26 protein-coding genes and 4 pseudogenes are annotated in these 24,960 nt (G+C 71.6%); 17 read left to right on the top strand and 13 right to left on the bottom strand.

The window, feature by feature from the left end:
- The first annotated feature begins 101 nt into the window (after nt 1-101).
- The 6 genes from ACSNOD_RS06065 to ACSNOD_RS06040 all read left to right on the top strand — a co-directional run bounded on the left by ACSNOD_RS06065 (nt 102) and on the right by ACSNOD_RS06040 (nt 5,957).
- Entirely contained in the window at nt 102-1,049 is a 948-nt protein-coding gene (locus ACSNOD_RS06065) for an LLM class flavin-dependent oxidoreductase (protein ID WP_436765698.1), read from the top strand.
- A 16-nt stretch (nt 1,050-1,065) separates the two neighbouring features.
- Nucleotides 1,066-2,190, top strand: coding sequence for an SIS domain-containing protein (locus ACSNOD_RS06060; protein ID WP_436765697.1), 1,125 nt, complete (start codon nt 1,066-1,068; stop codon nt 2,188-2,190).
- 164 nt (nt 2,191-2,354) lie between these two features.
- The gene (locus ACSNOD_RS06055; protein WP_436765696.1) at nt 2,355-2,708 is read left to right on the top strand and encodes an acyl carrier protein; all 354 of its coding nucleotides are present in this window, start codon (nt 2,355-2,357) and stop codon (nt 2,706-2,708) included.
- Nucleotides 2,705-4,174, top strand: a complete 1,470-nt coding sequence (locus ACSNOD_RS06050) for a serine hydrolase domain-containing protein (protein ID WP_436765695.1) — start codon at nt 2,705-2,707, stop codon at nt 4,172-4,174. The genes ACSNOD_RS06055 and ACSNOD_RS06050 overlap by 4 nt, the downstream gene beginning before the upstream one ends.
- A gap of 198 nt (nt 4,175-4,372) precedes the next feature.
- Nucleotides 4,373-5,143: a class I SAM-dependent DNA methyltransferase gene (locus tag ACSNOD_RS06045; RefSeq protein WP_436765694.1), complete on the top strand. Its 771-nt coding sequence runs from the start codon at nt 4,373-4,375 to the stop codon at nt 5,141-5,143.
- An 88-nt stretch (nt 5,144-5,231) separates the two neighbouring features.
- A complete protein-coding gene (locus ACSNOD_RS06040; protein ID WP_436765693.1) occupies nt 5,232-5,957 on the top strand; it encodes a hypothetical protein in 726 nt (241 codons plus the stop codon).
- Between the two features lie 65 nt (nt 5,958-6,022).
- Here ACSNOD_RS06040 and ACSNOD_RS06035 read toward each other — a convergent pair whose 3' ends face one another.
- The 3 genes from ACSNOD_RS06035 to ACSNOD_RS06025 all read right to left on the bottom strand — a co-directional run bounded on the left by ACSNOD_RS06035 (nt 6,023) and on the right by ACSNOD_RS06025 (nt 8,002).
- The gene (locus tag ACSNOD_RS06035) at nt 6,023-6,517 is read right to left on the bottom strand and encodes an N-acetyltransferase family protein (RefSeq protein WP_436765692.1); all 495 of its coding nucleotides are present in this window, start codon (nt 6,515-6,517) and stop codon (nt 6,023-6,025) included.
- Nucleotides 6,518-6,662: 145 nt separating this feature from the next.
- Nucleotides 6,663-6,992: a hypothetical protein gene (locus ACSNOD_RS06030; RefSeq protein ID WP_436765691.1), complete on the bottom strand. Its 330-nt coding sequence runs from the start codon at nt 6,990-6,992 to the stop codon at nt 6,663-6,665.
- Nucleotides 6,993-7,303: 311 nt separating this feature from the next.
- Complete coding sequence (locus ACSNOD_RS06025; RefSeq protein WP_436765690.1) at nt 7,304-8,002, bottom strand: helix-turn-helix domain-containing protein; 699 nt, start codon at nt 8,000-8,002, stop codon at nt 7,304-7,306.
- A gap of 209 nt (nt 8,003-8,211) precedes the next feature.
- Here ACSNOD_RS06025 and ACSNOD_RS06020 point away from each other — a divergent pair, with 209 nt between their 5' ends.
- The 3 genes from ACSNOD_RS06020 to ACSNOD_RS06010 all read left to right on the top strand — a co-directional run bounded on the left by ACSNOD_RS06020 (nt 8,212) and on the right by ACSNOD_RS06010 (nt 9,595).
- Nucleotides 8,212-8,628: a nuclear transport factor 2 family protein gene (locus ACSNOD_RS06020; protein ID WP_436765689.1), complete on the top strand. Its 417-nt coding sequence runs from the start codon at nt 8,212-8,214 to the stop codon at nt 8,626-8,628.
- A gap of 326 nt (nt 8,629-8,954) precedes the next feature.
- Complete coding sequence (locus ACSNOD_RS06015; RefSeq protein ID WP_436765688.1) at nt 8,955-9,122, top strand: hypothetical protein; 168 nt, start codon at nt 8,955-8,957, stop codon at nt 9,120-9,122.
- 161 nt (nt 9,123-9,283) lie between these two features.
- On the top strand, nt 9,284-9,595 hold the full coding sequence (locus tag ACSNOD_RS06010) for an ATP-binding protein (RefSeq protein WP_436765687.1): 312 nt from the start codon (nt 9,284-9,286) through the stop codon (nt 9,593-9,595).
- Between the two features lie 4 nt (nt 9,596-9,599).
- Here the strand turns inward: ACSNOD_RS06010 and ACSNOD_RS06005 are convergent, their stop codons facing one another.
- From ACSNOD_RS06005 to ACSNOD_RS05995, 3 genes are read right to left on the bottom strand one after another with little or no spacing between them, the layout of a single operon-like run.
- Nucleotides 9,600-10,991 (bottom strand): HAMP domain-containing sensor histidine kinase, encoded by a 1,392-nt coding sequence (locus tag ACSNOD_RS06005; RefSeq protein ID WP_436765686.1) that lies wholly within the window; start codon nt 10,989-10,991, stop codon nt 9,600-9,602.
- Nucleotides 10,992-11,011: 20 nt separating this feature from the next.
- Nucleotides 11,012-11,710 (bottom strand): response regulator transcription factor, encoded by a 699-nt coding sequence (locus tag ACSNOD_RS06000; RefSeq protein WP_436765685.1) that lies wholly within the window; start codon nt 11,708-11,710, stop codon nt 11,012-11,014.
- A 45-nt stretch (nt 11,711-11,755) separates the two neighbouring features.
- The gene (locus ACSNOD_RS05995; RefSeq protein ID WP_436765684.1) at nt 11,756-13,282 is read right to left on the bottom strand and encodes an alpha/beta fold hydrolase; all 1,527 of its coding nucleotides are present in this window, start codon (nt 13,280-13,282) and stop codon (nt 11,756-11,758) included.
- A 779-nt stretch (nt 13,283-14,061) separates the two neighbouring features.
- Between ACSNOD_RS05995 and ACSNOD_RS05990 the strand changes: the two genes are divergently transcribed.
- Nucleotides 14,062-14,787, top strand: coding sequence for a dienelactone hydrolase family protein (locus tag ACSNOD_RS05990; protein ID WP_436765683.1), 726 nt, complete (start codon nt 14,062-14,064; stop codon nt 14,785-14,787).
- Here the strand turns inward: ACSNOD_RS05990 and ACSNOD_RS05985 are convergent.
- Nucleotides 14,777-15,184: pseudogene (locus tag ACSNOD_RS05985) on the bottom strand (Tn3 family transposase); the annotation flags it as partial. The gene ACSNOD_RS05990 and the pseudogene ACSNOD_RS05985 overlap by 11 nt on opposite strands.
- A gap of 402 nt (nt 15,185-15,586) precedes the next feature.
- Between ACSNOD_RS05985 and ACSNOD_RS05980 the strand changes: the two are divergent.
- Nucleotides 15,587-15,676: pseudogene (locus ACSNOD_RS05980) on the top strand (IS5/IS1182 family transposase); the annotation flags it as partial.
- Nucleotides 15,677-15,686: 10 nt separating this feature from the next.
- On the opposite strand, the gene ACSNOD_RS05975 reads toward ACSNOD_RS05980, so the two are convergent.
- Nucleotides 15,687-16,370: a peptidase inhibitor family I36 protein gene (locus ACSNOD_RS05975; RefSeq protein ID WP_436765682.1), complete on the bottom strand. Its 684-nt coding sequence runs from the start codon at nt 16,368-16,370 to the stop codon at nt 15,687-15,689.
- A gap of 58 nt (nt 16,371-16,428) precedes the next feature.
- On the opposite strand from ACSNOD_RS05975, the gene ACSNOD_RS05970 reads away from it, so the two are divergent.
- Both ACSNOD_RS05970 and ACSNOD_RS05965 read left to right on the top strand, forming a co-directional pair.
- Entirely contained in the window at nt 16,429-16,788 is a 360-nt protein-coding gene (locus tag ACSNOD_RS05970) for an alpha/beta fold hydrolase (protein WP_436765681.1), read from the top strand.
- Nucleotides 16,789-16,808: 20 nt separating this feature from the next.
- A complete protein-coding gene (locus ACSNOD_RS05965) occupies nt 16,809-17,012 on the top strand; it encodes a hypothetical protein (RefSeq protein ID WP_436765680.1) in 204 nt (67 codons plus the stop codon).
- A 341-nt stretch (nt 17,013-17,353) separates the two neighbouring features.
- On the opposite strand, the pseudogene ACSNOD_RS05960 reads toward ACSNOD_RS05965, so the two are convergent.
- A pseudogene (locus tag ACSNOD_RS05960) lies at nt 17,354-17,680 on the bottom strand (ATP-binding protein); the annotation flags it as partial.
- Between the two features lie 585 nt (nt 17,681-18,265).
- On the opposite strand from ACSNOD_RS05960, the gene ACSNOD_RS05955 reads away from it, so the two are divergent.
- Entirely contained in the window at nt 18,266-19,348 is a 1,083-nt protein-coding gene (locus ACSNOD_RS05955; protein ID WP_436765679.1) for a hypothetical protein, read from the top strand.
- Between the two features lie 707 nt (nt 19,349-20,055).
- A complete protein-coding gene (locus ACSNOD_RS05950) occupies nt 20,056-20,436 on the top strand; it encodes a hypothetical protein (RefSeq protein WP_436765699.1) in 381 nt (126 codons plus the stop codon).
- Here the strand turns inward: ACSNOD_RS05950 and ACSNOD_RS05945 are convergent.
- Nucleotides 20,359-20,693 (bottom strand): annotated as a pseudogene (locus tag ACSNOD_RS05945) (hypothetical protein). The gene ACSNOD_RS05950 and the pseudogene ACSNOD_RS05945 sit on opposite strands and share 78 nt — an antisense overlap.
- Before the next feature lie 415 nt (nt 20,694-21,108).
- On the bottom strand, nt 21,109-21,648 hold the full coding sequence (locus ACSNOD_RS05940) for a phenolic acid decarboxylase (protein ID WP_436765678.1): 540 nt from the start codon (nt 21,646-21,648) through the stop codon (nt 21,109-21,111).
- 122 nt (nt 21,649-21,770) lie between these two features.
- Between ACSNOD_RS05940 and ACSNOD_RS05935 the strand changes: the two genes are divergently transcribed.
- Nucleotides 21,771-22,211, top strand: a complete 441-nt coding sequence (locus tag ACSNOD_RS05935; protein ID WP_436765677.1) for a MarR family winged helix-turn-helix transcriptional regulator — start codon at nt 21,771-21,773, stop codon at nt 22,209-22,211.
- A 227-nt stretch (nt 22,212-22,438) separates the two neighbouring features.
- On the opposite strand, the gene ACSNOD_RS05930 is transcribed toward ACSNOD_RS05935, so the two are convergent.
- A complete protein-coding gene (locus ACSNOD_RS05930; protein ID WP_436765676.1) occupies nt 22,439-22,621 on the bottom strand; it encodes a DUF6192 family protein in 183 nt (60 codons plus the stop codon).
- Nucleotides 22,622-23,136: 515 nt separating this feature from the next.
- Between ACSNOD_RS05930 and ACSNOD_RS05925 the strand changes: the two genes are divergently transcribed.
- Nucleotides 23,137-23,454: a hypothetical protein gene (locus tag ACSNOD_RS05925; protein WP_436765675.1), complete on the top strand. Its 318-nt coding sequence runs from the start codon at nt 23,137-23,139 to the stop codon at nt 23,452-23,454.
- Nucleotides 23,455-24,212: 758 nt separating this feature from the next.
- On the opposite strand, the gene ACSNOD_RS05920 is transcribed toward ACSNOD_RS05925, so the two are convergent.
- Nucleotides 24,213-24,842 carry a TetR/AcrR family transcriptional regulator gene (locus ACSNOD_RS05920; RefSeq protein WP_436765674.1) on the bottom strand — a complete coding sequence of 210 codons (630 nt, stop codon included), beginning with the start codon at nt 24,840-24,842 and terminating at the stop codon, nt 24,213-24,215.
- Nucleotides 24,843-24,960 lie beyond the last annotated feature (118 nt).

Below are 24,960 nucleotides of genomic sequence, written 5' to 3'. Positions count from 1 at the left end.
CCCCGGTGCCCACCGCCCGGCGCACCCCATCCGGTGCCCCCCCGGGTGCCCACCGCCCGGTGCCCACCGCCCGGGAAACGCGGCAAGGAAAGCAGGGAGACATGCGGTTGCACGACGACACCGTCCGCTGCGGCGTCCATTCCGGACAGCAGTACCAGAGCTTCGAGGAGGCCCTCCAGCTGTGGCAACGCGCGGAGGAGGCGGGCTACGACTGGGTCTCCGTCTTCGACCACCTGCGCCCCCACCTCTTCGGGCCCGACGGCCCCTGCCTGGAGGGCCCCACGCTCCTGGCGGCCCTCGCCGCGCGCACCAGCCGCGTGCGCTGCGCGATCCTGGTGTCCGCCGTCGCCTGGCGCCACCCCGCCCACCTCGCCAACATCGCCTCCACGATCGACCACGTCTCCGGCGGCCGGGTCGAACTGGGCCTCGGCGCCGGCGGCTTCGACCTCGCCCACGCCCAGTACGGCATGCCCTTCCCGCCGACCGCCGAGCGGATGCGGCGGCTGGACGAGGCGTGCCAGGTGATCAGGCTCCTGTGGGAGCGGCCCGTGGCCGACTTCGAGGGCGCCCACTACCGGCTCCGCGGCGCCCACCTGCGGCCCCGGCCGGTCCAGCCCAGGCTCCCGCTGACCGTCGGCGGCTCGGGGGAGCGGCACACGCTCCGCGTCGCGGCCGCCCACGCCGACACCTGGAACACCCTGCTCACCGAACCCGGCGTCTACGCGCACAAGCGGCAGGTGCTCACCCGCCACGCCCAGGACCTCGGCCGCGACCCGGCCGCGATCCGCGGGTCGCTGACCTTCCGGGCCGTGCTGGGCGACGACCGCCGCGAGGTGGCGGAGCGCAGACGACAGATCGCCGCCACCGTCCCCGACGACCTGCCCGAGTACGCGGTCTTCGGCACGCCGGAGGAGTGCGCGGAACGGCTGGTGCCCTATCTGCGCCTGGGCGTCCGGGACTTCCTCCTCGGCCTCCGGCCGCCCCTGGACTTCCGCACCCTCGACCTCTTCGCCGAACGCGTGGCCCCCGTGCTGCGCACGTACCTCTGACGGATTCGAGGACCCCATGTACTCCACCGGCACCATGCTGCGGCAGTCCGCCGCGCTCGCCGCCGACATCGAGCGCCTGACCGGCTCGGTGGCCGCCTCGGCGGGCGCGGCGCTGGACGCCGTCCCCGGCGCCCCCCTGCGCGAGGTCGTCCTCGTCGGCAGCGGCGACTCCCACCATGCGGGCGTGGCCACGCAGCTGGCCTTCGAACGCCTCGCCGGGGTCCCCTGCACGGCACTGAGCACCCAGCAGTTCCTCGACTACGGCATGCTCGGCCCCGCCCGGCAGGACACCGCCACGCTGGTCGTCACGGTGTCCGCCTCCGGCAGTAGCCCCCGGCTGGTGACCGCCGCACACCGCGCCCGCGACCGCGGGCTGCCCACCCTGGCCGTCACCGGACGGCAGGGCAGCCCGCTGGGCGACGCGGCGACGGCCGAGGTGGTGGCCGCGCTCGGCCTCACCGAACGCAGCCCCGGCATCCGCACCTACCAGGCCAGCCTGCTGGCCCTGCTGCTGCTCGCCGTGCGGCTCGCCGGCGCCCGCCACGCCCTGCCCGGCAGCGGCACCCGTCACGCCCTGCCCGGCAGCAGCCCGGCGCCCGGAGAGGACGACCTGGTGGCGGAGGTGATCGCCACGGCGGACGCCGTCCGGGCCACGGTCCGCGCCGCCGACGCGCCGTGCCGGGACCTGGCGGAGCGGCTGACGGAGACCGGACGGCCCTGGGCCCCCCTGGTGTTCACGGGCACCGGCCCGGCCCGGGGCACGGCGATGTACGCGGCGGCCAAGGTCGTCGAGGCCGCCGGGTTGCCCGCCTACGCCCAGGACACGGAGGAGTACTGGCACATCGAGCGCTTCGCCGACCCCGCCGACGCCCCCCTGGTCGTCCTCGCGCCCCCGGGCCCCGGTCACGCGCGGGCCGTGGAGCTCGCCGCGGCGGCGAGCGGGCACGGGCGGCGCGTGATCGCGGTGGCCGGGCAGGACGACACCGAGCTGACCCGCGCCGCCTGGCACACCGTGCCGCTCGCCGGAACGGCGCGGGAGGAGTGGTCACCGCTGGTCGGACACGTCTTCGCCGGCCTCCTCGGGGCCCGGCTCGCCGACCGCCTGGGCCGCGCCCCCTTCTCCGGCGGAGCCCCCCGGTGACGGCCGGCCGCACGCGGCCCGGCACCGCACGGCGCGCGCCCACCGCGGCAGGACCACCGCGTACGACGACGCCCGCAGGACCACCGCGTACGACGACCCCCGCAGGGCCACCGCGTACGACGACGCCCGCAGGGGCCACGGCCACCACAGCGAAGGAGACCGGCATGACCGACGACCGCACCGCGTCGCCGCGGACGGCACACCAGCCCGGCCCGGTCCGGGCCGTCGTCACCCAGGAGTGGATCGAGGCACTGGGCCTGCCACCGGGCCGGGAACCTCGCGGGGACGAGGACTTCTTCGAGGCCGGCGGCAACTCGATGCAGGCCATCGTCATGCTCGACCGGATCGGAGACCGGCTCGGCGTGGACCCCTCCGTCGAGGCCCTCTACCTCGACGGCACCCTCGACGCCCTCGTCGAGCACTGCCGCGACGCGGTCGGGGACGGCCCCTCGACAGCGGCCCCCGACGGCCTCCCGACAGCGGTCGCCGACGGCGGACGGGAGCTTGGACAGCGATGACCCGGCCACCGGAAAGGCAGCAGACGCGCCCACTCCACGCCCCCGGAGGCCCCGCGCCCGGAGGCCCCGCGCCGGGCGCCGACCGCCTCACCGAGGACCTCGCCGTACTCCGGTCGGCCTGGCAGGTGCCCGGCGTCGGCGTCACCGTCGTGCACGGCGACGAGGCCGCGGTGCTCGTGGACGGGACACGCGAGGTGACCACCGGCGCCCCGCTCACCCCCCGCACCCTCTTCCCGCTGGGATCGCTCACCAAGAGCCTCATCACCGCCCTGATCGCCGCTCTCGTCCACCGGGGGGCCACCGGATGGGAGAGCCGGCACCTGACGGCCGTGCTGCCGCACGGCGCCCCGCCGGACGGGTACACCCTCACCCAGCTGCTCACTCACGCCTCCGGACTGCCCACGTACGACATGCTGCTGGCCGGCTGCGCCGACACCTCCCCCGGCGAAGCGGCGCGCGGCCGCCTGCCGCACCTCGTCACCGTCCACCCGCCCGGAGGCGACCGGTTCTCCTACAGCGACCTGGCCTACCTGATGGCCTGTCACATCGCCGAAGAGGCCGCCGGCCGACCCTGGCAGCGGCTCCTCGCCGACTTCCTGGCCGACCTCGCGGGTCGCGGTACGCGGCCCGGCCCGGCCGAGGACGTCGCGCACGCCTGCGAGCCCGACCCGGAGCAGGGGTTCACCGACGCCGGCCCGCCCCGACTGCCCGGACTCTCCGCCGCGATCTCCGGTGTCTGGGCGAGCGCCGAGGACATGGTCACGCTGCTGCGCTTCCACCTGTACGGGGACGGCACGCTGGGACGGCTGCTCGACGACCGCTCCCTGGAACACCTCCGCGCCCCGCGCACGCCCGCTCCCACGACCTCCGCCAATCACCCGGCGTGCGTCGCGGCCGAGGGCTACAGCCACGGCTGGCTGGCCGGCCACTACCAGGGCGACCGCGTCCTGGTCCACAGCAGCAGCGTCGGCGCGCTGCGCGGCATGACGGTGGTGCTGCCGGCACGGCGGCTGGCCGTCAACGTCTTCTGCAACAGCGCCGTGCGCCACTCGCCGAGTCGCCTCCACTGCTGCTTCCGCTGCGCCGTCGCCTTCTCCCTCGTCGACGCTCTCTCCGGCGGGCGGAACGACATGGCGTGCCGGCTGCCCGCGGGGGAGCCCGAGCGGATGGCCCACCCCGCGCCGGGGCAGCCGGCGGACCCGCGCACCCTGCCGGGGCTGGTGGGGACCTACCACCACCCCGGATTCGGCCCGGTGCGTCTGGCACCGGACGCGCGGGGTACGGGCGTGCTGTTCCGGTACGGGCCGGTGGAGGGGCCGGTACGCCGGGACGCGCGGGGCACCCTGTTCACCACGTGCCCGGCGGTGCCCGGCCCCGTCGCGATCAGCCCGGTGGACACCGACCGCGTCGCCATCCGGATGGAACGCGCGGTTCCGGCCTTCGAGTTCACCCGGACGTCGGACTGATGGCGCCCGGGGGAGCACGGAGCACCGCGCCTCCGCCCGCTCCCGTACCGGCCGCGGACGCCTCGGCGGCCGACCCGGCACACCCCCGACCCGGCACACCCCCGACCCGGCACACCCCCCTCCCGCGGACGAGCCCACGGGCGGCGCCGCTCCCACCAGACCCCGCACCCGCTGCGCGCACTGGAAAGGTGCCTTGCGATGACGTACTACACGCGCGAGTTCTCCCACTTCTTCGAGAGCTACTTCACCGGCTGGGTCCGGCACTACTCGCCGAGGCTCGCGGCCTTCCTCCGGCAGTCCGCCCCGGACGCCCGGTCCGTCCTCGACCTGTGCTGCGGCACGGGCATCACCGCGGAGGTGCTGTGCGGCGAGGGGTGGACGGTCACCGGCGTGGACCGCTCCCCGGGCATGCTGGACGTCGCCCGGCGCAGGCTGGGAGACCTCATCGAGGCGGGCCGGGCCCGGCTCTCGGAGCAGGACGCGCGGGGCTTCTCCCTCGCGGAGCCGGTGGACGCCGTCGTCTGTCTGGACGGCGCCCTCAACCACCTCGACGCGCCCGGCGACCTCGAGCGCTGCTTCGCCCGCGTCGGCGAGGCCCTGGCCCCGGGCGGCCAGTTCGTGTTCGACGTCTTCGAGACCTCGCACTTCCGCCACTGGAACAACCTCACCCTCACCGACGACGCCGACGCCGTGATCGCCAAGCGGGGGGTGTGGGACACCGACTCCGGCACCGGCATGCTGCGGGTCTCCGGCGTCCTGGAGCAGGACGGCCGGCTGGAGCGGGTCGACCAGACCCTGCGCAGCCGGTACTTCGACCCGCAGGACATCGCGGCCGCCTGCAAGAGCGCGGGGCTCGCCCTGGCCGAACACGACATCGAGGCGTCGTACGTGACGTGCGAGTCGGGGTCGTGCTCCAGGACGGCCGTGCCGTGCCGCACCATCTACCGCGCGCTCAAGCCCGCGGCCTGACCCACAAGCCACTGCCCACCGCCTCGCGGTACCAAGCCGGAACCGGACCGGCGCCGAACGGTTCCACCGCAGAAGGAGCGAATCCCCCATGAGCGACGTCATCAAGCTCACCCCCGACGACGAGAACGAGGTCCATGACGTGGCGGACTTCGACGACCCCGGGCGATGCCATGTCACCCCCGTCGTCCGGCTGTCGGCCGAAACCGCCCTCGCCGTCACCGACGCCCTCAGCGGCGTGGTGCGCGCCGCCCACCGGACACCGTCGGCCACCCGCCCGGACGGCGACGGCATCCAGCGCGCGCAGACCTTCGAGGAGGGCGACGTCTACATGCTCGACGCCCCCTTCGACGGGTTCTTCGCCGACCGCTACCTGATGGACTTCTACGACGTCATCGACCGCGACATCTGCTCCCGGATGCACCTGCACACCGGGCTGCGGTTCGTGCGCATGATGACCGGCCCCGGCACCCGCATCCGGGTCTCCAGCCTCTCGCCCATCGACGTGACCTGCATCGACGGGGTGACGCCGTTCCAGCCGGAGATGTTCGAGGACGATCTGCCCGACGTGCCGGAGGGTGTCAGCCGCACCCGCTACAACCTGATCGTCCCGGAGAACGCCTGGGCGGACATGCAGATACCCCGCGGCGTCAGCCACCAGTTCAACGCGCACGGGCCCCACGCCGTGATCGACTCGGTCCACCCCGAGGAGTCCATCGAGACGTTCCGCGAGCGCATGAGCGGCTACAAGATGATGGCCCAGACGGTGTTCCTGGCCAAGGAGCAGCCCGCCTCCGAGGCGTGCAAGCTCGACTGACCGGTCAGGGCGGGCGACTTTCGCGAGGCGGGGCGGCCCCCGGCCGGAGCCGGGGGCCGCGGACTTCAGCCGGCGGTCAGCCGCTTCACCAACAGGCGCTCGCGCTGCCCGTCGGGCATCTCGTCACCGAGTTGCCCGGTGTCCTCGAATCCGTGGCGCCGGTACAGCGCGAGCGCGTGCGCGTTGCCGGGGGTGACCGCGAGCCGCACGGCCTCCGCGCCCCTCCCCACCGCCCACCGCACGACGGCGCGGACGAGGCGGTCCCCGACGCCCTGCCCCCGGGCCTGTTCACCGACCCACAGGGAGATCAGCTCGACGGTGCCGTCCCGCGGCTGCAGGACACCGCTGACCATCCCCGCCGGCCTCCCCCCGAGCTCGGCGAGCACGTTGTACGAGTCCGGGATACTCAGCCGGGCGCGCCACCGCTCCTCACGGTCGCCGTCCCCCTGCCAGTCCGCGAGCGTGGACCCGAAGGCGTACGGCGCCTCGGCCAGCGCGGCCAGCCTGAGCTCGCGCCACCTGCCCCAGTCGTCCGGTGTCAGTACCTGCAACTCGATCATGCGACGAGGCTGCCGCAGGAAGGCCACCAGCGGCAACAGATCCATCGGTCACCAGCCGGGGAGACGAATCACTGCAGTGCGCGGCTCAGCCCCGCTGGCATGACACGTTGCGCGTCATGCGGTCACGCGACCCATCGGACAGGCCCTAGCCGAACATGACGTACGTCGGGTACGGGGCCGCGTATTCGCCCGATTGCCGGGAGCCGAGGAACCTGGCGGACGACGTGCAACTGCTGTTCGTGTACAGGTGGGCATCCGTGTCGGTGTCATTGGTCGCCTGGCGGGCGCCGCCCGGGATGGCAAGGCACTGGCCGTTCGGCGTCGATCCGAGGAAGGTCTCCCGCCCCGTATCGGCGCGTGTGTAGAAGAACGACCCTTCTGCCGCCTGGGCGGGTGTGACCATACCGGTCACCGCCATCAGCGCCGCCGCACCAGTGATGGCGGCGATCCTTGCCGAGCGCGTCAGTGCATGCATGGTCAGATCTCTTTTCCCCCGTAGGGACCGCTGGTCCCGAGAAGCCCACCCCTGGCTGAACAAGCGTCTCCCACCCACCCCTGAGGGGAAATCACCCACAAGAGGGGCATTCCTCCAAACGGCGGAACCGCCACCCGCAGCAAGATCACGCGCCCCGTCGGGCACCCCCTGGGGCACGGGCGGGGGCGACGAGGGCGTGGGCGGGCACGGTGAGCGGCACCCTGTTGAGGCTGGTGACGGTGCGGCCGTGGGGCAGGGTCATCCGCTGCCCGGCGGTCGTGGTAGGGCCGTGTTTTCGCCGACTGCCGCCGCTACGCGATGTCGTCCATCACCAGCCCTGGCTCGCGGGCCACGGCCGCCGGAGTATCCCCGGTGAACTCCAGGACGTCGCGATGCAGGTGGGACTGGTCGACGTAGCCGCTGTCCGCCGCGACCCGGGCCGCATCCTCGCCCGCCGCCAGGCGGTGGACGGCATGGTCCAAGCGGACGAGCTTCGCGGCGCGCTTGGGCGGGACACCGATCTGCGCCCGGAACCTGGACCATAGGCGTTTGCGGCTCCACCCGACCTCAGCCGCCAGTTCGTCGATCCGGACCCGGCCGCGGCTGCCGACGATCCGGTTCCAGCAGCAGGCCACCTGGGGGTCCACGGACGGCCCCGTCTCTCGCCGGCAGGCGAGCAGGGCGTCCGTCAGAGCGAAACGCTCCTGCCACGATCCGGCTTCGCTCAGTTGCTCCCGAATCCGTGGCGCGCCCCGGCCCCACAGGTCGTCGAGGCTGACCACCATGTGTTCCAGCTCCGCCGGGGAGGTGCCCAGCACCGCGTACGCGGCCACCGGGGACAGGCGCACCTCCACGCAGTCGATGTTCGCGCCCCGTATGTGAAGAGAGCCGTACTGGAGCCCGGCGACAAGGCTTGGCAGCTGCTGCCGGCCCGTGTCGGTATCCACGAGGAACGGACCGCCACCGAGCTCCAGAACCAACGTGACGGCCGGGTGCGGGATCACCCGCATGTCGACCGGTCCCGCGTTGCGGTCGCGGAATCCGGCCAGGCTGACGCCGACTGTCCGGCTGGGCCGTGGCGGCCTCGCAACCTCCCACCTGGCCACCGCCTCACGCTCGCGCACTGGGGATCGCGTAGATCGCACGACCCCATTTTAAGCGGGGCCGAAGGGAACATTCGTCCAATACACCGGCACGCACTGAAGGCGATGGTGGGTTCATGAGCCATGACATCATCCAGAACGCCTTCCAGGCGCTCGTCAGTAACGACCCGGACCGGATCTCCGCGGTCCTCACCGAGGACGCCGAATGGCTGTCGCCTCCTGGCAACGCCACTGCCGTCGCGCTCGGGGGGACCAACCACATGGTGGGCAGGGAGGCGATCGTGCGTTTCTTCGCCCAGGACTTCCCCCGCTTGTACGCGCGTGACGTCGCGGTCACCCCCCGCGGGGTGCACGTCGACGGCGAGCGGGTGGCCGTGGAGGCGGCCATGACGGCGACGCTCGCCAACGGCAACCACTACAGCAACGATTACTGCTTTGTCTTCGAACTCCGGGACGGACTGATCCACCGGGTCCGCGAATACACGGACACGGCCCGCGGTCTCCGCATGGTCTTCGGCGAAGTTCCACGGTAGTTGTCCCCCCCATCCAGCCGGCGGTCCTACCTCAGCGACCCCGGGGCACGGCCAGCAGGCCGCCCACCATCGACAGCCACAACGCTGAATGATCGCCGGCGTCGATCTCGCGCGCAGCCCGCGCTATGAGCGGCTCGGTCATGCGGTGCTCGATCAGTTCGAGACGATGGAGCTGACCGGGCGTACCGACTGGCTGGCGCTCCCGATGCCGTCGCTGTCGCGCACCGACGCGGTCCTGTCCGCGGTGTCCGCTGCGAAGGCCGAGGTGGCGCTGCAGCTCGGGTTGATGCCCGCGTCGGCCACCGCGGCCGAGGTGCGGCGGCGCCGTGAGCAGGCGACGCGGGCCGGAGATGCCGGAGGCCTTCGCTCTGCCGGGCGCGGCCTACCTGCAGCAGCTGGACGATCTGGCCCACCCGGTCGACTGGACGGCCCGCCTGGCCATCACACCCGGCGCCATGCCGTACGGAAAACACGCAAGCGGGCGCGCCATCTGACGGCTCAGGCGGCGGAGTACCAGGGCGATCCGGCCGGCCCGCTGGCCTGGCGAGCACCTTCGGGGCCAACGACTACACCTTCAGCCGGCCGGTGGGGGAGCAGGCCGGCCTCTGGCACGCCATGCTGTCCGGCGCTGACCCGGCTCCAGGGGGTGAGGCCCATGGATGTCGAAGGCGTGGCGCTCTCCGAAGCCGTCGAGGCCGTTTTGGAGGGGCCCGAGCCGTCCATGCGGGCGCTGACAGAGGAGCTGACCCGCCGCGGCGAGCTGGATGCGCCCTCGCGCACGCTGGCCCGCAAGCTCAAGGCCGTCGCCCGCAAGGACCTGGCCGCCGTCGTCTTCGACGACACCCTCCCGGTCGTCGACACCGCCCGCGCCGACAGCCTGGCCCTCCTCGTCCACGCCCTGGCGCTGCCGAAGAAGAGCGAGCTCGCCTCCGAGCACCGCATCGAACGCGGTCGCACCTGCGGATGATCACTCAAGGCTGGCGTGACAGGCCGGCGCCCTTGGCGCGTCGGTAACGCTTGCGCGCGGCTCGGCCGTTCGGCTCCTCCGGGCCGTGGGGCGGGAGGACGAAGCCGACCTCCGCGCCGCCGCCGTCCGCCGTGGTGGCGAAGACCGTTCCGGCGTCGGCCGCCACGATGTCGTGCACGATGGCCAGGCCGAGACCGGAGCCGGGCGTCCCCTGGGTCCGGGGGCCGCGGTAGAAGCGCCCGAAGACGGCGTGCCGCTCGTCGGGCGCGATGCCCGGGCCCCGGTCCCGTACGGCCAGCCGGTTCCCCGCGATGTGCACGGTGACCGGGGTGCCCTCGGGGCTGAACTTGACCGCGTTGCTCAGCAGGTTGTCGACACACCGCTGGAGCGCGCGGGGCCGGGCGCGCACCGGCACCGGCGGGTTCGCAAGGTCCTCGACGACCAGGACGGTGCGCCCGCTGCGCCGACGGAACCGCCGCGCGCCGTCCTCCGCCACGACGACCAGGTCGACGGCCTCGGGCTCCTCCTGCGCGTGGCGGTCGGTGGCCAGCTCGACGAGCTCGCGCACCAGGTCGTCCAGGGCGGCGGTCTCGGTGACCAGGGTGGTGAGGATCTTCTCCTCGTCCTCGGGGGCGAGCCTGCCGCGCGCCCGCTGGAGCAGCTCCGCGCTCCCGCGCACCGAGGTGAGCGGTGTGCGCAGCTCGTGACTGGCGTCCTGGACGAGCCGCTGTTGCTGGGCGCGGGAGCGGCGCAGCGCGGCGAGCATGTGCGCGAAACCGCGTGTCAGTTGGCCGATCTCGTCGGACCCGGCGGGCGGCAGCGGCGTGCCGAGGTCCTGCGTGGTGGTGATGCGCCGGGTCGCGTCGGCCAGCCGGTGGACCGGCCGCAGGACCCGCCCCAGGATCAGCCAGCCGGTCAGCGCCGCGAGGCCGGTGGCGGCCGCCGTGGTCCAGGAGATCCGCCACAGGAACGCGTCGTCGACGCGTGCGGCGCCCTCGTGGCTCTGGGCGACCATCACCGCCCCGCCCCCGGGCAGGGGCCTGGTCAGGGTGCCGTACTCGGTGCCGGAGACGACGACGTCCGCCCGGCTCTCCCCCCGGCCCGTCCGGGCCACGCGCAGCGCGTCCGGCGGGACCGGCAGGGCGTCGCGGCCGGACGCCAGGGGCCGCACCGCGCCCCGGGCGGACACGATTTGCTCCGTCATGTCCGCCTGGGCGGGCGGGGTCAGGCCGGCGGCGAGGAGGGTGACGACGGTGTCCGCCCGGTTGACGAGGCCGCGTTCGAGCTCGTCGCCGACCAGGCCGCCTACGCCCCGGTACGACAGGAACGCGGCGAGGGAGATCGCGAGCGCGGCGGCCGCGGCGACCACGGCGGTGACCTTCGTACGCAGTGTCATGCGGGGAATCACACAGAGCCTCACGCGGGCCGGACCGTGTAACCCACGCCGCGGACCGTGTGGATCAGCCGGGGCTCGCCGCCCTGCTCGGTCTTCTGGCGCAGGTAGCCGATGTAGACGTCGAGGGAGCGGGACGTCGTGTCGAAGTCGAAGCCCCAGATGCGCTCGTACATCTGCGACCTGCCGAGCACCACGCCCGCGTGCCGCAGCAGCAGTTCCAGCACGTCGAACTCGGTCTTCGTCAGGTCCAGTCGCCGCTCCCCGCGGAACACCTGCCGGGACGCGGGGTCCAGGACGAGGTCCGCGACCGTCAGGACCCCGCCGTCCCCCGGCGGGTCGGTGCGCCGCAGCAGCGCGCGGATGCGGGCGAACAACTCCTCGGTCGCGAACGGCTTGGCCAGGTAGTCGTCGGCGCCCGCGTCCAGCCCCGCGACCCGGTCGCCGACCTCCTGGCGGGCCGTGAGGACCAGGACGGGCAGACGGTCGTCGCGCCGGCGCAGCATCCGGCACAGGCCGAGCCCGTCCAGGCCGGGCATGACCACGTCCACCACCGCCAGGTCGGGCTGCTCCCGCTCCAGGAGGGCCAGGGCCTCCAGGCCGTCGGCGGCCAGGAGCACCCGGTATCCCTCGAAACGCAACAGCTGGTCAAGGGTGCTGCGCACTCCCGGGTCGTCCTCGGCGACCAGCACCGTCCGGCGGTGCCCCGTCTCATCGGTCATGTGATCATCTTCGCCGGTGGCGGACGTGGTCACGACGCCGGCCCGTCAGTCGCTGACCGGCGTCACGTGGATCGGCGGCAGCGCCCGCAGACAGGAAGTGTCGCCCGTGCTGCCGGTGCTGATGAAGCGCGAGGAGACCCCGGTGACGCAGCGGCTCAGCTCCAGTTCGGGCACGTGTCCCATGTTGCGGACCGAGAAGAACCGGCTGTCGCGGAACTGCGCGGCGGCCTTCCTGCCGTTCGCATCGGGCGTGTTGGAGTCGAGGTCGCCGGAGAGGACGAGGACCGGGACGTCCGGCAGGTCCGGGTTCGTGGGCTGGGGGTCGGGGGTGTTCTCGCGCGGCCAGCCGATGCAGATGTCACCGCCGTCCGTGTTGCCCTCGGTGAAACCCTTGGCGCTGAACGGCCCGTACTCGCCGGGGCGGGTGGCGGCCAGCGCGGCGTTGTACTGACGCCACCGCTGCGCCCGCGACGCGTCCTTCGACCAGACCTGGCGGTAGTCGTTGCAGACCACCGCGATGTACGGGGCCTGGTCCACCTTGCTGCCGTTCTCGCCCTCCTCCTGGACCAGCTTCCGCAGCGGCGCGGTGTCGCCCTTCACGAAGCGGTGCAGGGCGTGGGGCAGCCGGCCGAGCAGCGAGGGTCGGTCCGGTTCGTAACCGACCCGGCTGCTGGCCGCCTCGAAGACCAGGTTGGCGAGCTTGTCCTCGCCGAACCGCTTCGTGTACACGCCGTGCTCGGTGGTGATCGGCACCGTCATGGGCTCGGCGCGCAGCCGGGCGGCGGTGGTGGCGAGGTCCTTCACGGCCTGCTTGCCGTCGCACGCGGCCGGGACGCCGCGCTCGCACACGCGGTTCAGGGTCAGCGGCACCGCCTGGGCGCTCGGCCGTACCAGCGCGTCGGAGGCGAGGGGGAAGGCGCCGGACAGGACGATGTTGCGTACGTGCTGGGGGTGGCGGGAGGCGTACACGGGCATCAAGTACGTGCCGTAGGACAGCCCGTACAGGCTGAGCTTGTCCACGCCGAGGCGGGCGCGGATCGCGTCGATGTCGTCGGCGGTGGCGGCCGAGGTGTATCCGGCGACCCGGGGCCCGAGATTCCTCGCGCACCGCTCGACGGCGGCCCGCTGCCGGTCCCGCGTGCCGAAACGGTACTCGGCGTCGGTGACCCCGCACGGGAGCCGTTGCGACTCGCCGGTGCCGCGCGGGTCGACGAGCAGGAGGTCGTGGTCCTTCAGCAGCTGTTCGAAGCCCCATGCGAACTCCTGGGCCTTGTCGATCGAGGTCTCGCCCGGACCGCCCGGATTGAAGGCGACGGTTCCCTTGGCGGGGCCGGGAGCGGTGTGGCGCACGACCGCGTAGCTCACCTTCACCGTGCCCAGCTCCGGCCTGCCCGTGACGAGCGGGCGGTCGACCCGGCCGCAGTCGACGCGGTGTCCGGCCACGGACGGGCACCGGGCGGCTTCCACGGCCGGCGCGGCAGTGGCGGTCGCCGCCGCCGGCAGTACGGAGGCCAGCACCGCCATCGCGCCCACGGCCAGGCCTGCGCGTCGCGCCGTCCCTCTCAACGTCATCGCTCTCTCCTCCCCATCGGGTTCCTCGGGTGCGGGCACCACGCTTCCGGACGTGTTTCGCAGGAACGGCAGAGCGACGGCAAAAGTGTGTAAGAGCCGGTCCCGGCCCTTCCCTGCTCGTACCTCTGGTGCGAGTACCGGCTTCACCCGCAGGACGGCGCCACGTCGCGAAGCCCGGCTGGCTGTTGAACGTACGGCTCCGGACACGGGCTGGCTGGGGCTTGCTGAACCCTCCATGGGCGGGGAGAACAGCGAGTACACGCCGGTTGGTGGGGTGAGGCGGTGTCCGCGGCCGCAGGCGCGGATTCGGGGCTCAAGTGGGCCCGGCTCGCGTGAACGGCCCTCCAGGTAGGAGGTGCGGACGGCGCCGCCCGGCCGGAATGGCCGGGCGGCGCCCGCCTTTGCTGCCCTTGGCCTCGCCTGCCCGCAGCCCGCCGTAGGTCAGGTCGCGCTGGAGTTCGCCGGCGGCGATGGTCTGCCCATGAACTTCACGGTGGACAACAGCTCGCCGGAGCGCGGGTGCGGGCGATGAGGTCCATAGCGGAGAACGCGCCGTCGTGGATGCGCAGGGCGAGGCGGTCGCGGTGGAGGGCATCGAGCACGTCGAGGATGTGCCCGGGTCTTCCTCGAAGACGACCGGGTCCTTGATGCCGGCCTCGTTCAGGACGAGGTTCCGCCGGGCTGTCGACGCGTCCGCGGGATGTAGTCGGGACAGATAGCTGTCTGCCATCGGTGAACACCACCCCGAGCGGGCGCAACGGTCATTACCGTCCAGTCACATGACGACGATCACAACTCGTACGGTCGAATACCCGGCCGACAACCTGACGATGATCGGATACCTCGCGCTCCCGGCCGGTGACGAGCGCCGACCCGCAGTACTGATCGGACCCGAGGGGGTTGGGCTCAGCGATGTCGAACGCCGCCGGGCCGAGGCTCTGGCCGAGCTGGGGTACGTGGCGCTGGCTTTCGACCTCCACGGTGGACGCTATTTGGAAGACCCAGAAGAAATGTTGGCCCGTTGCATGCCGCTGCTCGCCGACCCCGACCGGATGCGAGGAATCGGTCACGCCGCGCTCGACGTGTTGCGTGCCGAACCACGGGCGGACCCCGACCGGACCGCCGCCGTCGGCTACGGCACCGGGGGCGCAGTCGCACTGGAACTCGGTCGTGATGGCGTCGACCTGCGCGCGATTGGGACAGTCAACGCACTGACCACGGGCCGACCGGGCGAGGCGGCACGCATTCGCTGCCCGGTATGGGCCGGGGTCGGGTCGGAAGACCCGATCATGCCGCCCGCCCAACGGGACGCGTTCACCGCAGAGATGCAGGCTGCGGGCGTCGACTGGCGCCTCGTGGTCTACGGAGGGGCCCTTCACGCTTTCCACCACCCACCGGTCGACCACACCGTGCGTCCTGGCGTCGGCTACCACCCACGGCACGCGCAGCGAGCCTGGCGTGACATCGTCGCTCTGCTCGCCGAGTGCCTGCCCATCACGGATTGATCCGATCGGCTTTTGATACCCGCTCCTGCCCGCCGTCGTCGTCTTCGTCCAGCTCCGGTGCGTCCGGGTCGCTTAGCGGGCGCAGGGCACCCGCGGCCGGGGTGGAGGCGGTGAAGCTGTAGCGGCCGAGTAGGTTCAGGTTGCGGTGCTCGAGCGGGGAGAGCCGGGCGTCGTCGACCGGGTCGACCACCCGCAGCAGGTGCTCGGTCGTCGAGATCCGCCCGTACTCAGCGAACGCCGCACCCAGCGGGGCGCGGCGCCCCTCGCGCCCGTACGTGCGCAGCAGGTCGTAGGCGCGGACCTGGTTGGTGACCAGGGACGCGGCGACCTTCAGCATGTCCGGCCAGTGCGTGATCACCTTGTTCAGGTTGACCCTGTTGCGAGCCAGTTCCTCCACCGTACGCCCTGCAGGTCCTGCCGCCCGGCTCGTATCCACGCCTGAGCCGACCGACGTCGATGCCTTGGCGACTGCGGGCCGCGCCCGCCGGTCCGGCAGAGACGAGGGTGAGGGCGGTGCGCTGGTGGGCGTCGCCGACGGCTCCGAGGCCGCGTACGCCACCCTCCTTGCGTCTGGGACCAGTGTCGCGCTGCACGGTGGAGTTCGCGGGCCGTGCTTACCCAGGCCCTGGTGCGGCCCTCCCGGGGGCGTGCTCCTTCCGTCGTCTCGCGGGCGCGACCAGGATCGACGCACCGATGACAGTGAAGGAGCTCGCATGCCATCGAGTCCTTGCGGGGCCAATTCTTGGCGGGACAGCCAGCTAGGCGACCGGCCGCATGTCTGTTTGCGTGACCAGCCGCCACCCGTGTCGTTCTCGACTTCGCTCGTCAGGCGAAAAAATGGGGCGGACACACAGGCCCAAGCCTCGTGGACCGGGGTAGCCGGGTGCACTCAGAAATCGCTACGAGGGGCCCTTCCTCTTTCCTTTGGACACCTCCTCCGCCAGATCGCACAGGACTCCCCACTGTGCAGCGCTGAGCCTGTCCTCAAGCTCTTTTTTGCTGATGTCGAATTCGGTGAGCATGGCGTCGCCTGGAACCAGCCGCAGCTCTAGTTCCTTGTACAGCATCACCATGGATACTGCGTCATTCCAGCCTTGGTCCAGCCTCCTCAATTCTGTGTGAGGGGCAACCTTTCGGGGTGTATTATCCGGGTCGAAAATGTCCCCGGTGAAAAACTTTCGCAGGCCGGTAGGGAGGTCGTCGAGGAACCATTGGAGACCTGATTTCGGCCCCCCGGAGTATCGCGGCACGTGCCTGAACAAACGCAGCGTATCGTCCGTGTTATTGAAGACCGAAGACGTTTCGTCATTGAAACCGTCGGGCTTCAGATACCGGGTCCCCGCCCTGAAGAGGTATACGCGACCCCCGGACCTTCCAGCAGGGATATCAACATCTTCGTCGTCCCTGTTGTGATATACCCAGTTGAAGTTCTTGTCCTCATAGAGAGCGACGTACCCGGACGGGCAAATCTCTTTGCCGACGCCGTCGTCAACGAGCACCCATTGTGGGTTTCCTTTCCTGATTTCGTCGGCCTTCTTCTTGGACTGTGCGGCCATCTCTTCTGTGGGGCCATACTGGGCCATACGTGCTCCCTTGGTGAAGGTCCTTGTTCTCAGGGCACCGTCTAGCCTGGGACCGCGCATGCAAGCGTCGATTTCCAGCCCCATTGGCCCCGCAAGTTCGACCGCGGTCGGCTCCGCGGCACGTCTGGGCGTGCTCGCGGCCACCACCACCCTCAGGCCGGACTACGAGCAGGTCGTGAGCCGGGTCATCGATGCCCTCGGCGTCGAACGCGTCGGCCTCATAGGGCTCAGTCTGGGCGGTTACTTCGCGGCCCGGACCGCGGCGCTGGAGCCGCGCGTGGCAGCCCTCGCCACCGTCAGCGGCCCCTTCCGCCGACCTCATCATCGACGGCGGCCTGGTCGGCGCCGTACCCGCCTGATGATGGCCGCCCGCCCACCGCCCCGCGCCTCATGTCTCCGGGGGCCAGCGAGGTCCTGAAGCCGTCAGAGTCCGTCATCGTGTCTCCGCGGTCGGTCGAGCAGCAGCCCCGGCCGGGGTGTGGGCAGGGCACGGCAGCACCCACCCCCGGGTCCTGGGCGGCCTCCGTCAAGGGCGAATCGGCCGGCATCGACAGGGCAGACCGCTGGGGCATCTTCGTCGGTGAATGGGCCCCCACATTCTTCGGCCTCGGCCTGGCCCTGGCCCAATACGAAAACGACTGACCCACCGTGCACGGCCACCCCAGCCTCAGCAAGCACCCTTTGGCACCGACGGCGACCTGAGCGCACCCCCATCCCACTCCCTGGGCCCGCCGGATGTCCCACCGATCCGGCGGGCCCCCACGTCGATACGCCGTGGCACGCACTCCGCTGCCCGAGCACCGCCGTCGACGTATCGGTCGAGCTTGGTCATTGGGGTCAGGAGACACGTGCATCGACTCCCGTGCGCATGGCGTCGGCCTGGTTCCGGTGGCCGCGGAGCCGGTAGGAGGGCTGTCGATGCCGGCGACGACAGGCCGGTGCAGGAGCCGGTCGAGCATGGCGGCAGCGACGGTGGCGCCGCCGAAGGCTCCGGCCCGGTCGGCAATCCCGACGTTCATCGTCAGAATCGTGCTGGCCTTGAGATACCTCTGGTTGATCACCTGGAACAGGGCCGAGGCGCCGTCCTCGGGTAGCGGCTGATAGCCGAGCTCATCGGTGATCAAAAGCTTTGGATCTGCAAAGAAATGCACGCAGGTCTTCCAGCGGCCTTCGAGGGCGGCCTTGTGGCACGTGGCGGCAAGTTCCGCGGTCCGCGGTGACGGGCGGGTGTCGCGGGCGCGGCGGGTGGACCCGGCGTGTCCGGGGGCCGTGTGCCGCGCGTGCCGTCCGGCTTCCCGTCGCCGTTCCATGAAAGCCGTTCTGTGACTCAGATCACTTCGCGGGCGCCGGTGGATCGGCCGGCTGTCAGCCGGCCGCATGGAATGATCTTGCAGATCATTACCAGCGGGTGATCACAGCTTGCCCGATGCCGTGTGACGCGGTCCGAAGGTGTCGACTCCCTCGGCCCGCCCCCACCTCACGCCCTTCGAGGATTCAACGTGCGCAGAACCTCCAGAACCCTCGCTTTACCTGCTCTGACCGCCGCGTCCCTGCTCGTCGCCGGATGCTCGGCGGCCGGTCCCGCCCGCACCGGGCCAGCCGGTGGTACGGAACCCGCGGCCGCCGCGCCGCCGGCGGCAGCGGGGCAGCAGCTCGCGGTCAAGGCGGCGCCCGACGGTGCCGCCGCCCCCAGTGCCGTGGCCCACCCGGCCGGTGCCGGCCGGCAGGCGCAGAAGTCCTCCCTGAAGGTCGCCTCCTACGACCGCGGGAGCGGACGGGCCCTCATATCCGGGGCAAGGAAGGCACCGAGGAAGCCTTCCGCCGCGCGTCCGACGGCGTCCGCCTCCTCCTCTTCTCCCTCCACCGGTGCGGGGGCGAAGGAGCAAAACTCCGCGGTGGCTGTCGGTGACATCATCGCCAGCGCGCCCACGCCGGGCGCTCCCGACGGTGTCCTGGCAAAGGTCACCCAGGTGCTGGGCACGACCGAGCGGGGGACCGAGGTCACCACTTCGCCGGCCACGCTCGGCGCTCTGCTCGGCGACTCCAAGGCCGACGGCCGGGTGCCCGTCGACCCCTCCGCGGTCTCCGTCGAGCCGCTGGTCCAGGGCACCAAGGTCTCCTGGGCGAAGACCGGGGACCTGCGGTTCGGCCCCCAGGGCGCGGCGTTGCCGCTGGGCAGCCTCCGGATCGACGTGGGGACCTCGATCGCCACCGCGAAGGGCGCCCCGGCGTCCGCCGCCGCATCGGCCTCGGGGTTCGTCCAGCTGGCCCCCAAGGTCGACTTTTCCTACGACGGGCGGGGCGGGTCCAATCCCGGCTCGCCCGGTGCCGCGTCCCTGTCGCTGTCCGGCGACTGGACATCCGGCTGGGAGCTCAAGGGGCAGGCCGCCGCGTCCACCGAGGGCAAGCCGCTGCGGGTGCCCTTCGCCAAGCTCAAGGCCGCGCCGGTCATCCAGGTCGGCCCGGTACCGGTCGTCGTCAACGTCGCCCTCACCTGCTACCTCCAGGTGGACGCGGACGGCCGGATCGCCGTCGACATCAAGCAGGACCTCAAGGGCGGGTTCCGCGTGGGCGGCGACTACACGCGGGCCAAGGGCTGGACACCGGTCAACACCTCCACCCTGTCGGCCACCTCGCCGCGGGCGACGGTGACGGCGGCGGGCAAGGTGAAGGCCGCCCTCGGCGCCGAGGCGAGCCTGGGGCTCTACGGGGCCGTCGGCGTCAACGCCGACATCGCCCCGTACCTGCGGGCGGAAGCGGAGGGCCAGGCCACCGGGGCGACCGACGGCAGCGCCTCCGCCGCCGGACGGTGGAAGGCGTTCGGCGGTCTGGATCTAAGCGGGGCCCTCCAGGCCCAGCTACAGATTTTCGACACGCCGATCTTCCAGAAGGCCATTCCGCTGGGCACCCTGCACCGCGAGTGGAAGCTCGCGGAAGGCGCGGGCACGGTCTCCACCCCGGCCAAGCGGCGGTCCTGACGGCTCCGGCGGCGGGCGGGCGCGGGTCCCGCGCGCAAGACCTGCCCGACCGCATCAGGGACGCGGTCGGGCAGCCGCGGTAGGCCCCCCTGGCACCGTGCTCGTACCCACGGCGGCCCCCCACGCGGGGCCGCAAACCCGGACATGCGCCGGCGGCCTTGAAGCCGGCCTCGACGCCGCCGGGCGCGGCGGGGACCTCATGAACCACGTGGTACTCGCAGGGCTTGCTCATACGAGGCAGTGAGGGCGAGCCGGCGGCAGCCCGGTTTCCTCCCCGGGGGCTCCCGCACCACCGCCCCGTGGTGACGTCGTCCAGCGAGGCCCTGGGGGGCAGCGCCTGCGCGATCTCCGGGCCGATGACGGGCTGGTTCGCGCCCGTGCCCACTCAGGTGTCGGCCTTCGCGCCGAGGCCGCCACCATGGCAGGGGTCGCACTCGGTGTCCTGGCCGCCGTGGCGGTGGCCGTGGGCGCGAGGACGATCAAGCGGAGCCGGGCACGGAAGAGGGCGGAGCGGAAGCGGCGACGCGCGGTCGAGGCCCGGCACGACGCGGTCCTGGCGGCGTACGGCGCATACGAGAGCGACCTCCTGGATGCAGTTCTCGAGCCCCGCGCTCCGGGACGCTGCCGAGGTTGCCGGGCGGCCAGGCATCCCGCTCATGTGTTCCCTCCTCCGGGGCGCCGCGGGGGAGACGACGTCCGCTCAAGCGGTGGAGGACATGGCGCCGCTGCATGGCGCCCGCGCCGTCGCGCTCTGGACCGTGGTCATGCCGCTGGGCACACTCGGCCGTGCCAAGGCCCTGAAGCGGCTCGACGAAGAGACCGCGGAGTACGAGTGGGGAGGGCCACCCCAGGCCCTACGCGATCACCTGACCGCGACGGTCTCGCCACCCCACCGCCGAGTCGGCCGCCGCAGCCTGTCGGCTCCGCGGCCGGGTCCAGGTGAAGGCTGCTCGGTTCCGTTCCGCAAGGCGTTCGTGGCGGCGGTCTTCGATAGTGCGGACCCCATACCATCAGGCCATCGAACGCAACCGGTCCAGTTCGCTGCCGATGGCATCCCGCAGCTCATCGTGCTGCGAGCCGAGCTTTGACTGCTCGTCACTCCACCGGTCACGCGGGTACAGCCACACCGGCTTGCCCACCAGCTCGGCCGGCTCCCACTCGAACCGCGGCCAGACATGGCCAACCGCTTGGCCCTCGGCAGGTCGGAAAGCCGTTGAACACCCGGCTCGTCTGCGAGGAGAACCGCGTACCCGGGCAGGAACTGAACGTCGCCGATCACTGCGAAGCCGGACTCGAGGGGCTGTGATCGTTGGGGGGGCCTGCTCGCGCAGTTCGCGAGCGACAGTCTGTGCCCTTGATCGAGGTTCGTCAGCACGAGCAGAGCCCGCAGGAGATCGGTGGCGCGGGCCGGATCGGTGCGGAGTGCGGTGAGGGCGCGCCACATCTTGAGGTGGGCGAAGCCGTGCTCGACGGGGGACGCGTACGGTGGCCACGATGCGGTTGGCCCCCTTTGACCAGCGGTGACCTTGTGGGCGCGGGTGGCTTCGTATCCGGTGACGACAACCGGCTGGTCACCGTCGTCCAGGCCAACGGCCTTCTCCTGTCGATACGAGCGTCGAGGCGGTCGAGGCGTGGGCGCTGGTCGTGCCGAGGGCCGAGGCCGCGGGTCCGGCGAGCGTGCCGACCAAGGGCCAGGCGTACACGGCTCGCCAGGACCATGGCGACTTCGCGACCGGGGAGCGCCACCTGGGCGGCCGGGTTCAGTTGGTGCGCTCCGACCAGCCGGCCGGGAGGTCGCCCGGGGCGACGGAGACGACGGATTCGTCGTCGGCACCGACGTACTCGAAGAGGGTGATCTTCGCGAACTCCGGGACCACGTAGATCGGGTAGGTGGGGCCCTCGTCGCGGTACTTGCGCATCTCGTCGAGATGGTCGTTCTGGTAGAGGACGGTGCGCTCGCCGTGCTCCTCGACCCAGCGCGGGAAGAAGATCACGCCATGCAGACGGCGCTTACCAGGCATGACGTTGACCGCGACGGAGGTGCCGGTGGGCTCGTTCCAGGAGACCTTGTAGCTGTCGTCGTCCAGCTGGACGAGGTCGACCCGCTGGTCCTTGACCCAGCGGCCGCCGACCATGCCGGAGTGGATGCGGTAGTCGATGGTGCTGGCGTTCTTCACGTACATCTCGTACTGCCAGCCGTTGGCGTAGGTGTAGATGAAGCGGTGGCCGACGATCCCGGAAAGGTCCTGCGGGGGAACAGGCTGCTCGACGGTGGTCGTGAATGCGCCGTTGGTCGTCATGGTGGACCTCCACGTGCTACTGGCTCTTGCGGGCCGGGACGGTGAGTCTCACCGCGCCCGGCAATTTCATTTTGCCATAAAACTGTTTTGCTGCAAAACGTCTAATGCGTCACAATGACCCCATGGACACCGCGACCGAGCTCGGCCGACTCATCGGCCCGCTACGCCGGGCCGTGCTGCGCGCCCACCGCACAGTCGGCCTGCCCGACCTCCCCGAAGCGCAGATCGAGCTGCTGCGCGTGCTGGCCCGGACCGGCAGCATCACCCCTCGCCAGGCAGCGGCCCAGCTGCGCGTCGCACCATCCACCGTCAGCAACCTGGTCCGCGCCATGACCGCGGAAGGCCTGGTCGAACGAACCCCCTCACCAGACGACCTGCGCACGGTGCGCCTCGCGATCTCCCCCAAGGCGCTCGGCATGCTCAACACCTACGACCGCGCGAGCACCGCCGAACTGCGCCGGGCCCTGGACCGGCTCACGGCCCAGAACCGCCGGGCGCTCGACGCGGCGGTACCCGCCCTCGCCGAACTGCTCACCGCCTTGGAGCACGCCACCGAGAAGTGACTGAACCTCGTATTCGGCGGGCGGGATGTCGCAAGTGATCGGGGCCAGGCGCTCAGCCGCTCCTACGTCGCGCAGGTACTCGATGCCGCGGGCAACCCTCGACGGCGTCAGCCGCGTCGCGGCGACCAGCTGGCGGGTGTGCGGGTTGGCGGGGCGGGCCTCCAAGAACGCCGCCCGCACCACGTCACCGTAGTGCTCGGCGCTCGGCCGGGGCCGACCGGCCGCGCTCACTCGCCCTTCAGGGGCTGGACGAGCTGCTCATCCAGGGTGAAGGTCCCCCGGTCCATCGCCGCTTCCAGCCAGTCGGTCGCGGTGCGGACCTTCGCGATGCCACGGCGCACCTGCTCGCGCTCCTCGGCGGTGAACTCCTGACCTCGCAGCCGGGGCACCGGCCGGCCCAAGGTGACCACGTACCAACAGCATCCAGCACCTCAACCCTCGACCAGGGTTGCCAGCACGGTCTTGCGCCCGCGGCCCCGTGCCGGCCGGAGAGGGCGTGGTGGGCACGATGGGCGCGAGGAGATGCTCCCCGGGCCGCCCCCCGAGTGTCCCGGCTCGCTAGCCTGATATCGGCTGGTCTGCGGGCCGAGTTGGTCGCGAGTCGGCGCTGGCAATGATCAAGGTTGGCTAGCGCAGTGATCGTCTTCGTTCGCTGAAAGATCGTCGATCACGGGTGCCCAGGAGATCGACGGCAGAGTCGGGCCATCCCACCACACATCACTGACATCACGTTCTGTGAGCCGCCGCACGAAGTGGACCAGAGCCCGCCGTCCGGCAACACCTGCGGGTGAAAAACGGCGGCTTTTCGGGTCGCTGCCGCTATGTCGGGCATGTCCATGCTGTTCGACAGATCGGTCCGCGGCCGATCCCGCCGTCCCCTGCGGCGGCGCGTCGGCCGGGGCCGGCGAGCAGAGAGGAAATCGCCATGAATGTGCGGTCGTTCGTCCGCCGTCCGTTCCTCGCCGTCGTCGCGATGGCCCTCGCCGGCGCGGCCTCCGTGGTGGCCGCCGCGCCGACGGCCCACGCCCTCGGCACCGACTACGTCTGCGCCGAATTCGACTACAACGCCGAGAGCCGCATCCTGCACGGCTACGGCTGCCAGGCCTTCGACGCCAATCACGCCCCGGCGGGTGTGCTGTTCCAGTACCGCGGCGAGCGGGCGTACGCCTTCGAGTGCGCGAGCGCCCACCCTTACCCTCAGGACGAAACGGTCGTCCTCGGCCTGGTCTGCGACGAGCTCTGACCGGCCTCCCGGGCCGTCTTCGACGGCCACTTCGTCACCGACGGCGAGTTCGTCGAGTCCGGGGGGGCCGCGGCCCGGTTCGCATCGAGGCGGTCGATGCCGCACCCGACTGAGCCGGCTCAGCCACGCCGCGGCCTGGAGCCGTCGCCGCGCACCGGCACCAGGAGCCAGGCGTCGCCCGAGAGCACCCGCACTCCCCGGGTGTGCGACCACAGGTGTCTCCAGTCGCTGTCCCATGATGACGATCAGTTCGTGCCGGAGGTAGTCGGCGAGCACCGCGTACCCGGGCTGCGGATTACTCTGGCGGCGCCCGGCTTCCAGCTCCTCCACCGAGCGCAGGGACTTGCCCATCAGATGGGCGAACTCGGAGCGCCTCCGGCAGGCTGGCAGGGCCGGGAGCTGCCCCCGGCTCGGCGCTCAGGGGGGCAGCCGCGGCCCTGCGTTGTCGAGCTGTGTGGGCGTCTGCACGCTTCTCGCGAGCCTGGGGTGGCTCGGCCGCCCCAGTGCTCGATGTTGAAGGCCGCTTGTGTCGGGTGCCAGCTGGGCCGCTGACCTGAGACTGCGCCGGCGCGCTCGGAGGCTCCCAGTGTTCGGCCGGTATCGGCCGGCGCGGCATCCCGTGCGCGACCTGGACGGTCTCGGGGGATGCGGAGATGACACCGGGGGTTGGCGTTTGGCCTGTTGCGTTGTCCTGTGCTGGCCGGGGCCGGGGCCCGGGCCGGGCCGGGATCTGGGTGCGGGTGGTGGGGGCCGGGAGTTCAGACGTCGTACGTGTCGTCCTTGTTGTCTTTCCTGGTCTGGAGTGTGGCGAGTTGGCGCTTGAGCGCCAGCTGTGCGGTGTGGGGGGTGTGGTGGCCGGTGACGACGTGTGTGTTGAGTCCGTCGGTGAGGGCGATGAGGGTGTCGGCTTCGTGGCGGGGGTCTACGTCGGGGCGGATGTCTCCGGTGGCTTGTGCGGTGCGGAGCAGGAGGGTGATGAGGTCGGCGAGTCCTTGGTGGTGGGTGCGTTGGGCGGCCGCGAGGGTGGGGTTGACGGCGGCTTGGGCGGTGAAGGCGAGCCAGACGCGGGATTCGGCCAGGGTGGGCTCGTCGTGGGGGAGGACGCCGGCGAGGGTGTGGTGGAGCATGGTGATGGCCGCGCCGGGGTCGGCGGCCTGGGCGATCGTGTCTTGTATGCGCGTGCTGACGCGCTGGTTCATGTCCTCCACGACGCTGATCATCAGTTCTTCTTTGCTGGAAAAGCAGCGCTGTACGGCTCCGAGTGAGACGCCGGCGCGGGCGGCGACGTCGCGCAGGGTCATGGCTTCGAGGCCGTGTTCGCTGACGAGGGCGAAGGCCGCTGCCACGATCTGCCGTCTGCGGCTGTCGTAGTCCACGTGTCTGGGCATGCCTCCTAGTCTATGTGATACGTTCGTATTGATACGGCTGTATCGACATGTTGTTGGTGACGACCGGAAGGGCTTCAGCATGAGCACACGGCGCATCGCACAGCGGGACGGGGCGAGT

The sequence above is a fragment of the Streptomyces sp. URMC 123 genome (assembly GCF_051386515.1).
GTDB lineage: Bacteria > Actinomycetota > Actinomycetes > Streptomycetales > Streptomycetaceae > Streptomyces.
This window is presented reverse-complemented; position numbering and strand designations above follow the sequence as displayed.

Excerpts from the sequence above, each read along its gene's own strand:
- ACSNOD_RS05940 (WP_436765678.1), bottom strand. The coding sequence starts at position 21,648 with ATGACGACCAACGGCGCATTCACGACCACCGTCGAGCAGCCTGTTCCC.
- ACSNOD_RS06065 (WP_436765698.1), top strand. The coding sequence starts at position 102 with ATGCGGTTGCACGACGACACCGTCCGCTGCGGCGTCCATTCCGGACAG.
- ACSNOD_RS06030 (WP_436765691.1), bottom strand. The coding sequence starts at position 6,992 with ATGCATGCACTGACGCGCTCGGCAAGGATCGCCGCCATCACTGGTGCG.
- ACSNOD_RS06040 (WP_436765693.1), top strand. The coding sequence starts at position 5,232 with ATGAGCGACGTCATCAAGCTCACCCCCGACGACGAGAACGAGGTCCAT.
- ACSNOD_RS05935 (WP_436765677.1), top strand. The coding sequence starts at position 21,771 with ATGGACACCGCGACCGAGCTCGGCCGACTCATCGGCCCGCTACGCCGG.
- ACSNOD_RS06050 (WP_436765695.1), top strand. The coding sequence starts at position 2,705 with ATGACCCGGCCACCGGAAAGGCAGCAGACGCGCCCACTCCACGCCCCC.
- ACSNOD_RS06005 (WP_436765686.1), bottom strand. The coding sequence starts at position 10,991 with ATGACACTGCGTACGAAGGTCACCGCCGTGGTCGCCGCGGCCGCCGCG.
- ACSNOD_RS05920 (WP_436765674.1), bottom strand. The coding sequence starts at position 24,842 with ATGCCCAGACACGTGGACTACGACAGCCGCAGACGGCAGATCGTGGCA.
- ACSNOD_RS05995 (WP_436765684.1), bottom strand. The coding sequence starts at position 13,282 with ATGACGTTGAGAGGGACGGCGCGACGCGCAGGCCTGGCCGTGGGCGCG.
- ACSNOD_RS05970 (WP_436765681.1), top strand. The coding sequence starts at position 16,429 with ATGCAAGCGTCGATTTCCAGCCCCATTGGCCCCGCAAGTTCGACCGCG.
- ACSNOD_RS06035 (WP_436765692.1), bottom strand. The coding sequence starts at position 6,517 with ATGATCGAGTTGCAGGTACTGACACCGGACGACTGGGGCAGGTGGCGC.
- ACSNOD_RS06010 (WP_436765687.1), top strand. The coding sequence starts at position 9,284 with ATGGATGTCGAAGGCGTGGCGCTCTCCGAAGCCGTCGAGGCCGTTTTG.
- ACSNOD_RS06020 (WP_436765689.1), top strand. The coding sequence starts at position 8,212 with ATGAGCCATGACATCATCCAGAACGCCTTCCAGGCGCTCGTCAGTAAC.
- ACSNOD_RS06060 (WP_436765697.1), top strand. The coding sequence starts at position 1,066 with ATGTACTCCACCGGCACCATGCTGCGGCAGTCCGCCGCGCTCGCCGCC.
- ACSNOD_RS05925 (WP_436765675.1), top strand. The coding sequence starts at position 23,137 with ATGAATGTGCGGTCGTTCGTCCGCCGTCCGTTCCTCGCCGTCGTCGCG.
- ACSNOD_RS06025 (WP_436765690.1), bottom strand. The coding sequence starts at position 8,002 with ATGCGGGTGATCCCGCACCCGGCCGTCACGTTGGTTCTGGAGCTCGGT.
- ACSNOD_RS06045 (WP_436765694.1), top strand. The coding sequence starts at position 4,373 with ATGACGTACTACACGCGCGAGTTCTCCCACTTCTTCGAGAGCTACTTC.
- ACSNOD_RS06000 (WP_436765685.1), bottom strand. The coding sequence starts at position 11,710 with ATGACCGATGAGACGGGGCACCGCCGGACGGTGCTGGTCGCCGAGGAC.
- ACSNOD_RS05990 (WP_436765683.1), top strand. The coding sequence starts at position 14,062 with ATGACGACGATCACAACTCGTACGGTCGAATACCCGGCCGACAACCTG.
- ACSNOD_RS05975 (WP_436765682.1), bottom strand. The coding sequence starts at position 16,370 with ATGGCCCAGTATGGCCCCACAGAAGAGATGGCCGCACAGTCCAAGAAG.
- ACSNOD_RS06055 (WP_436765696.1), top strand. The coding sequence starts at position 2,355 with ATGACCGACGACCGCACCGCGTCGCCGCGGACGGCACACCAGCCCGGC.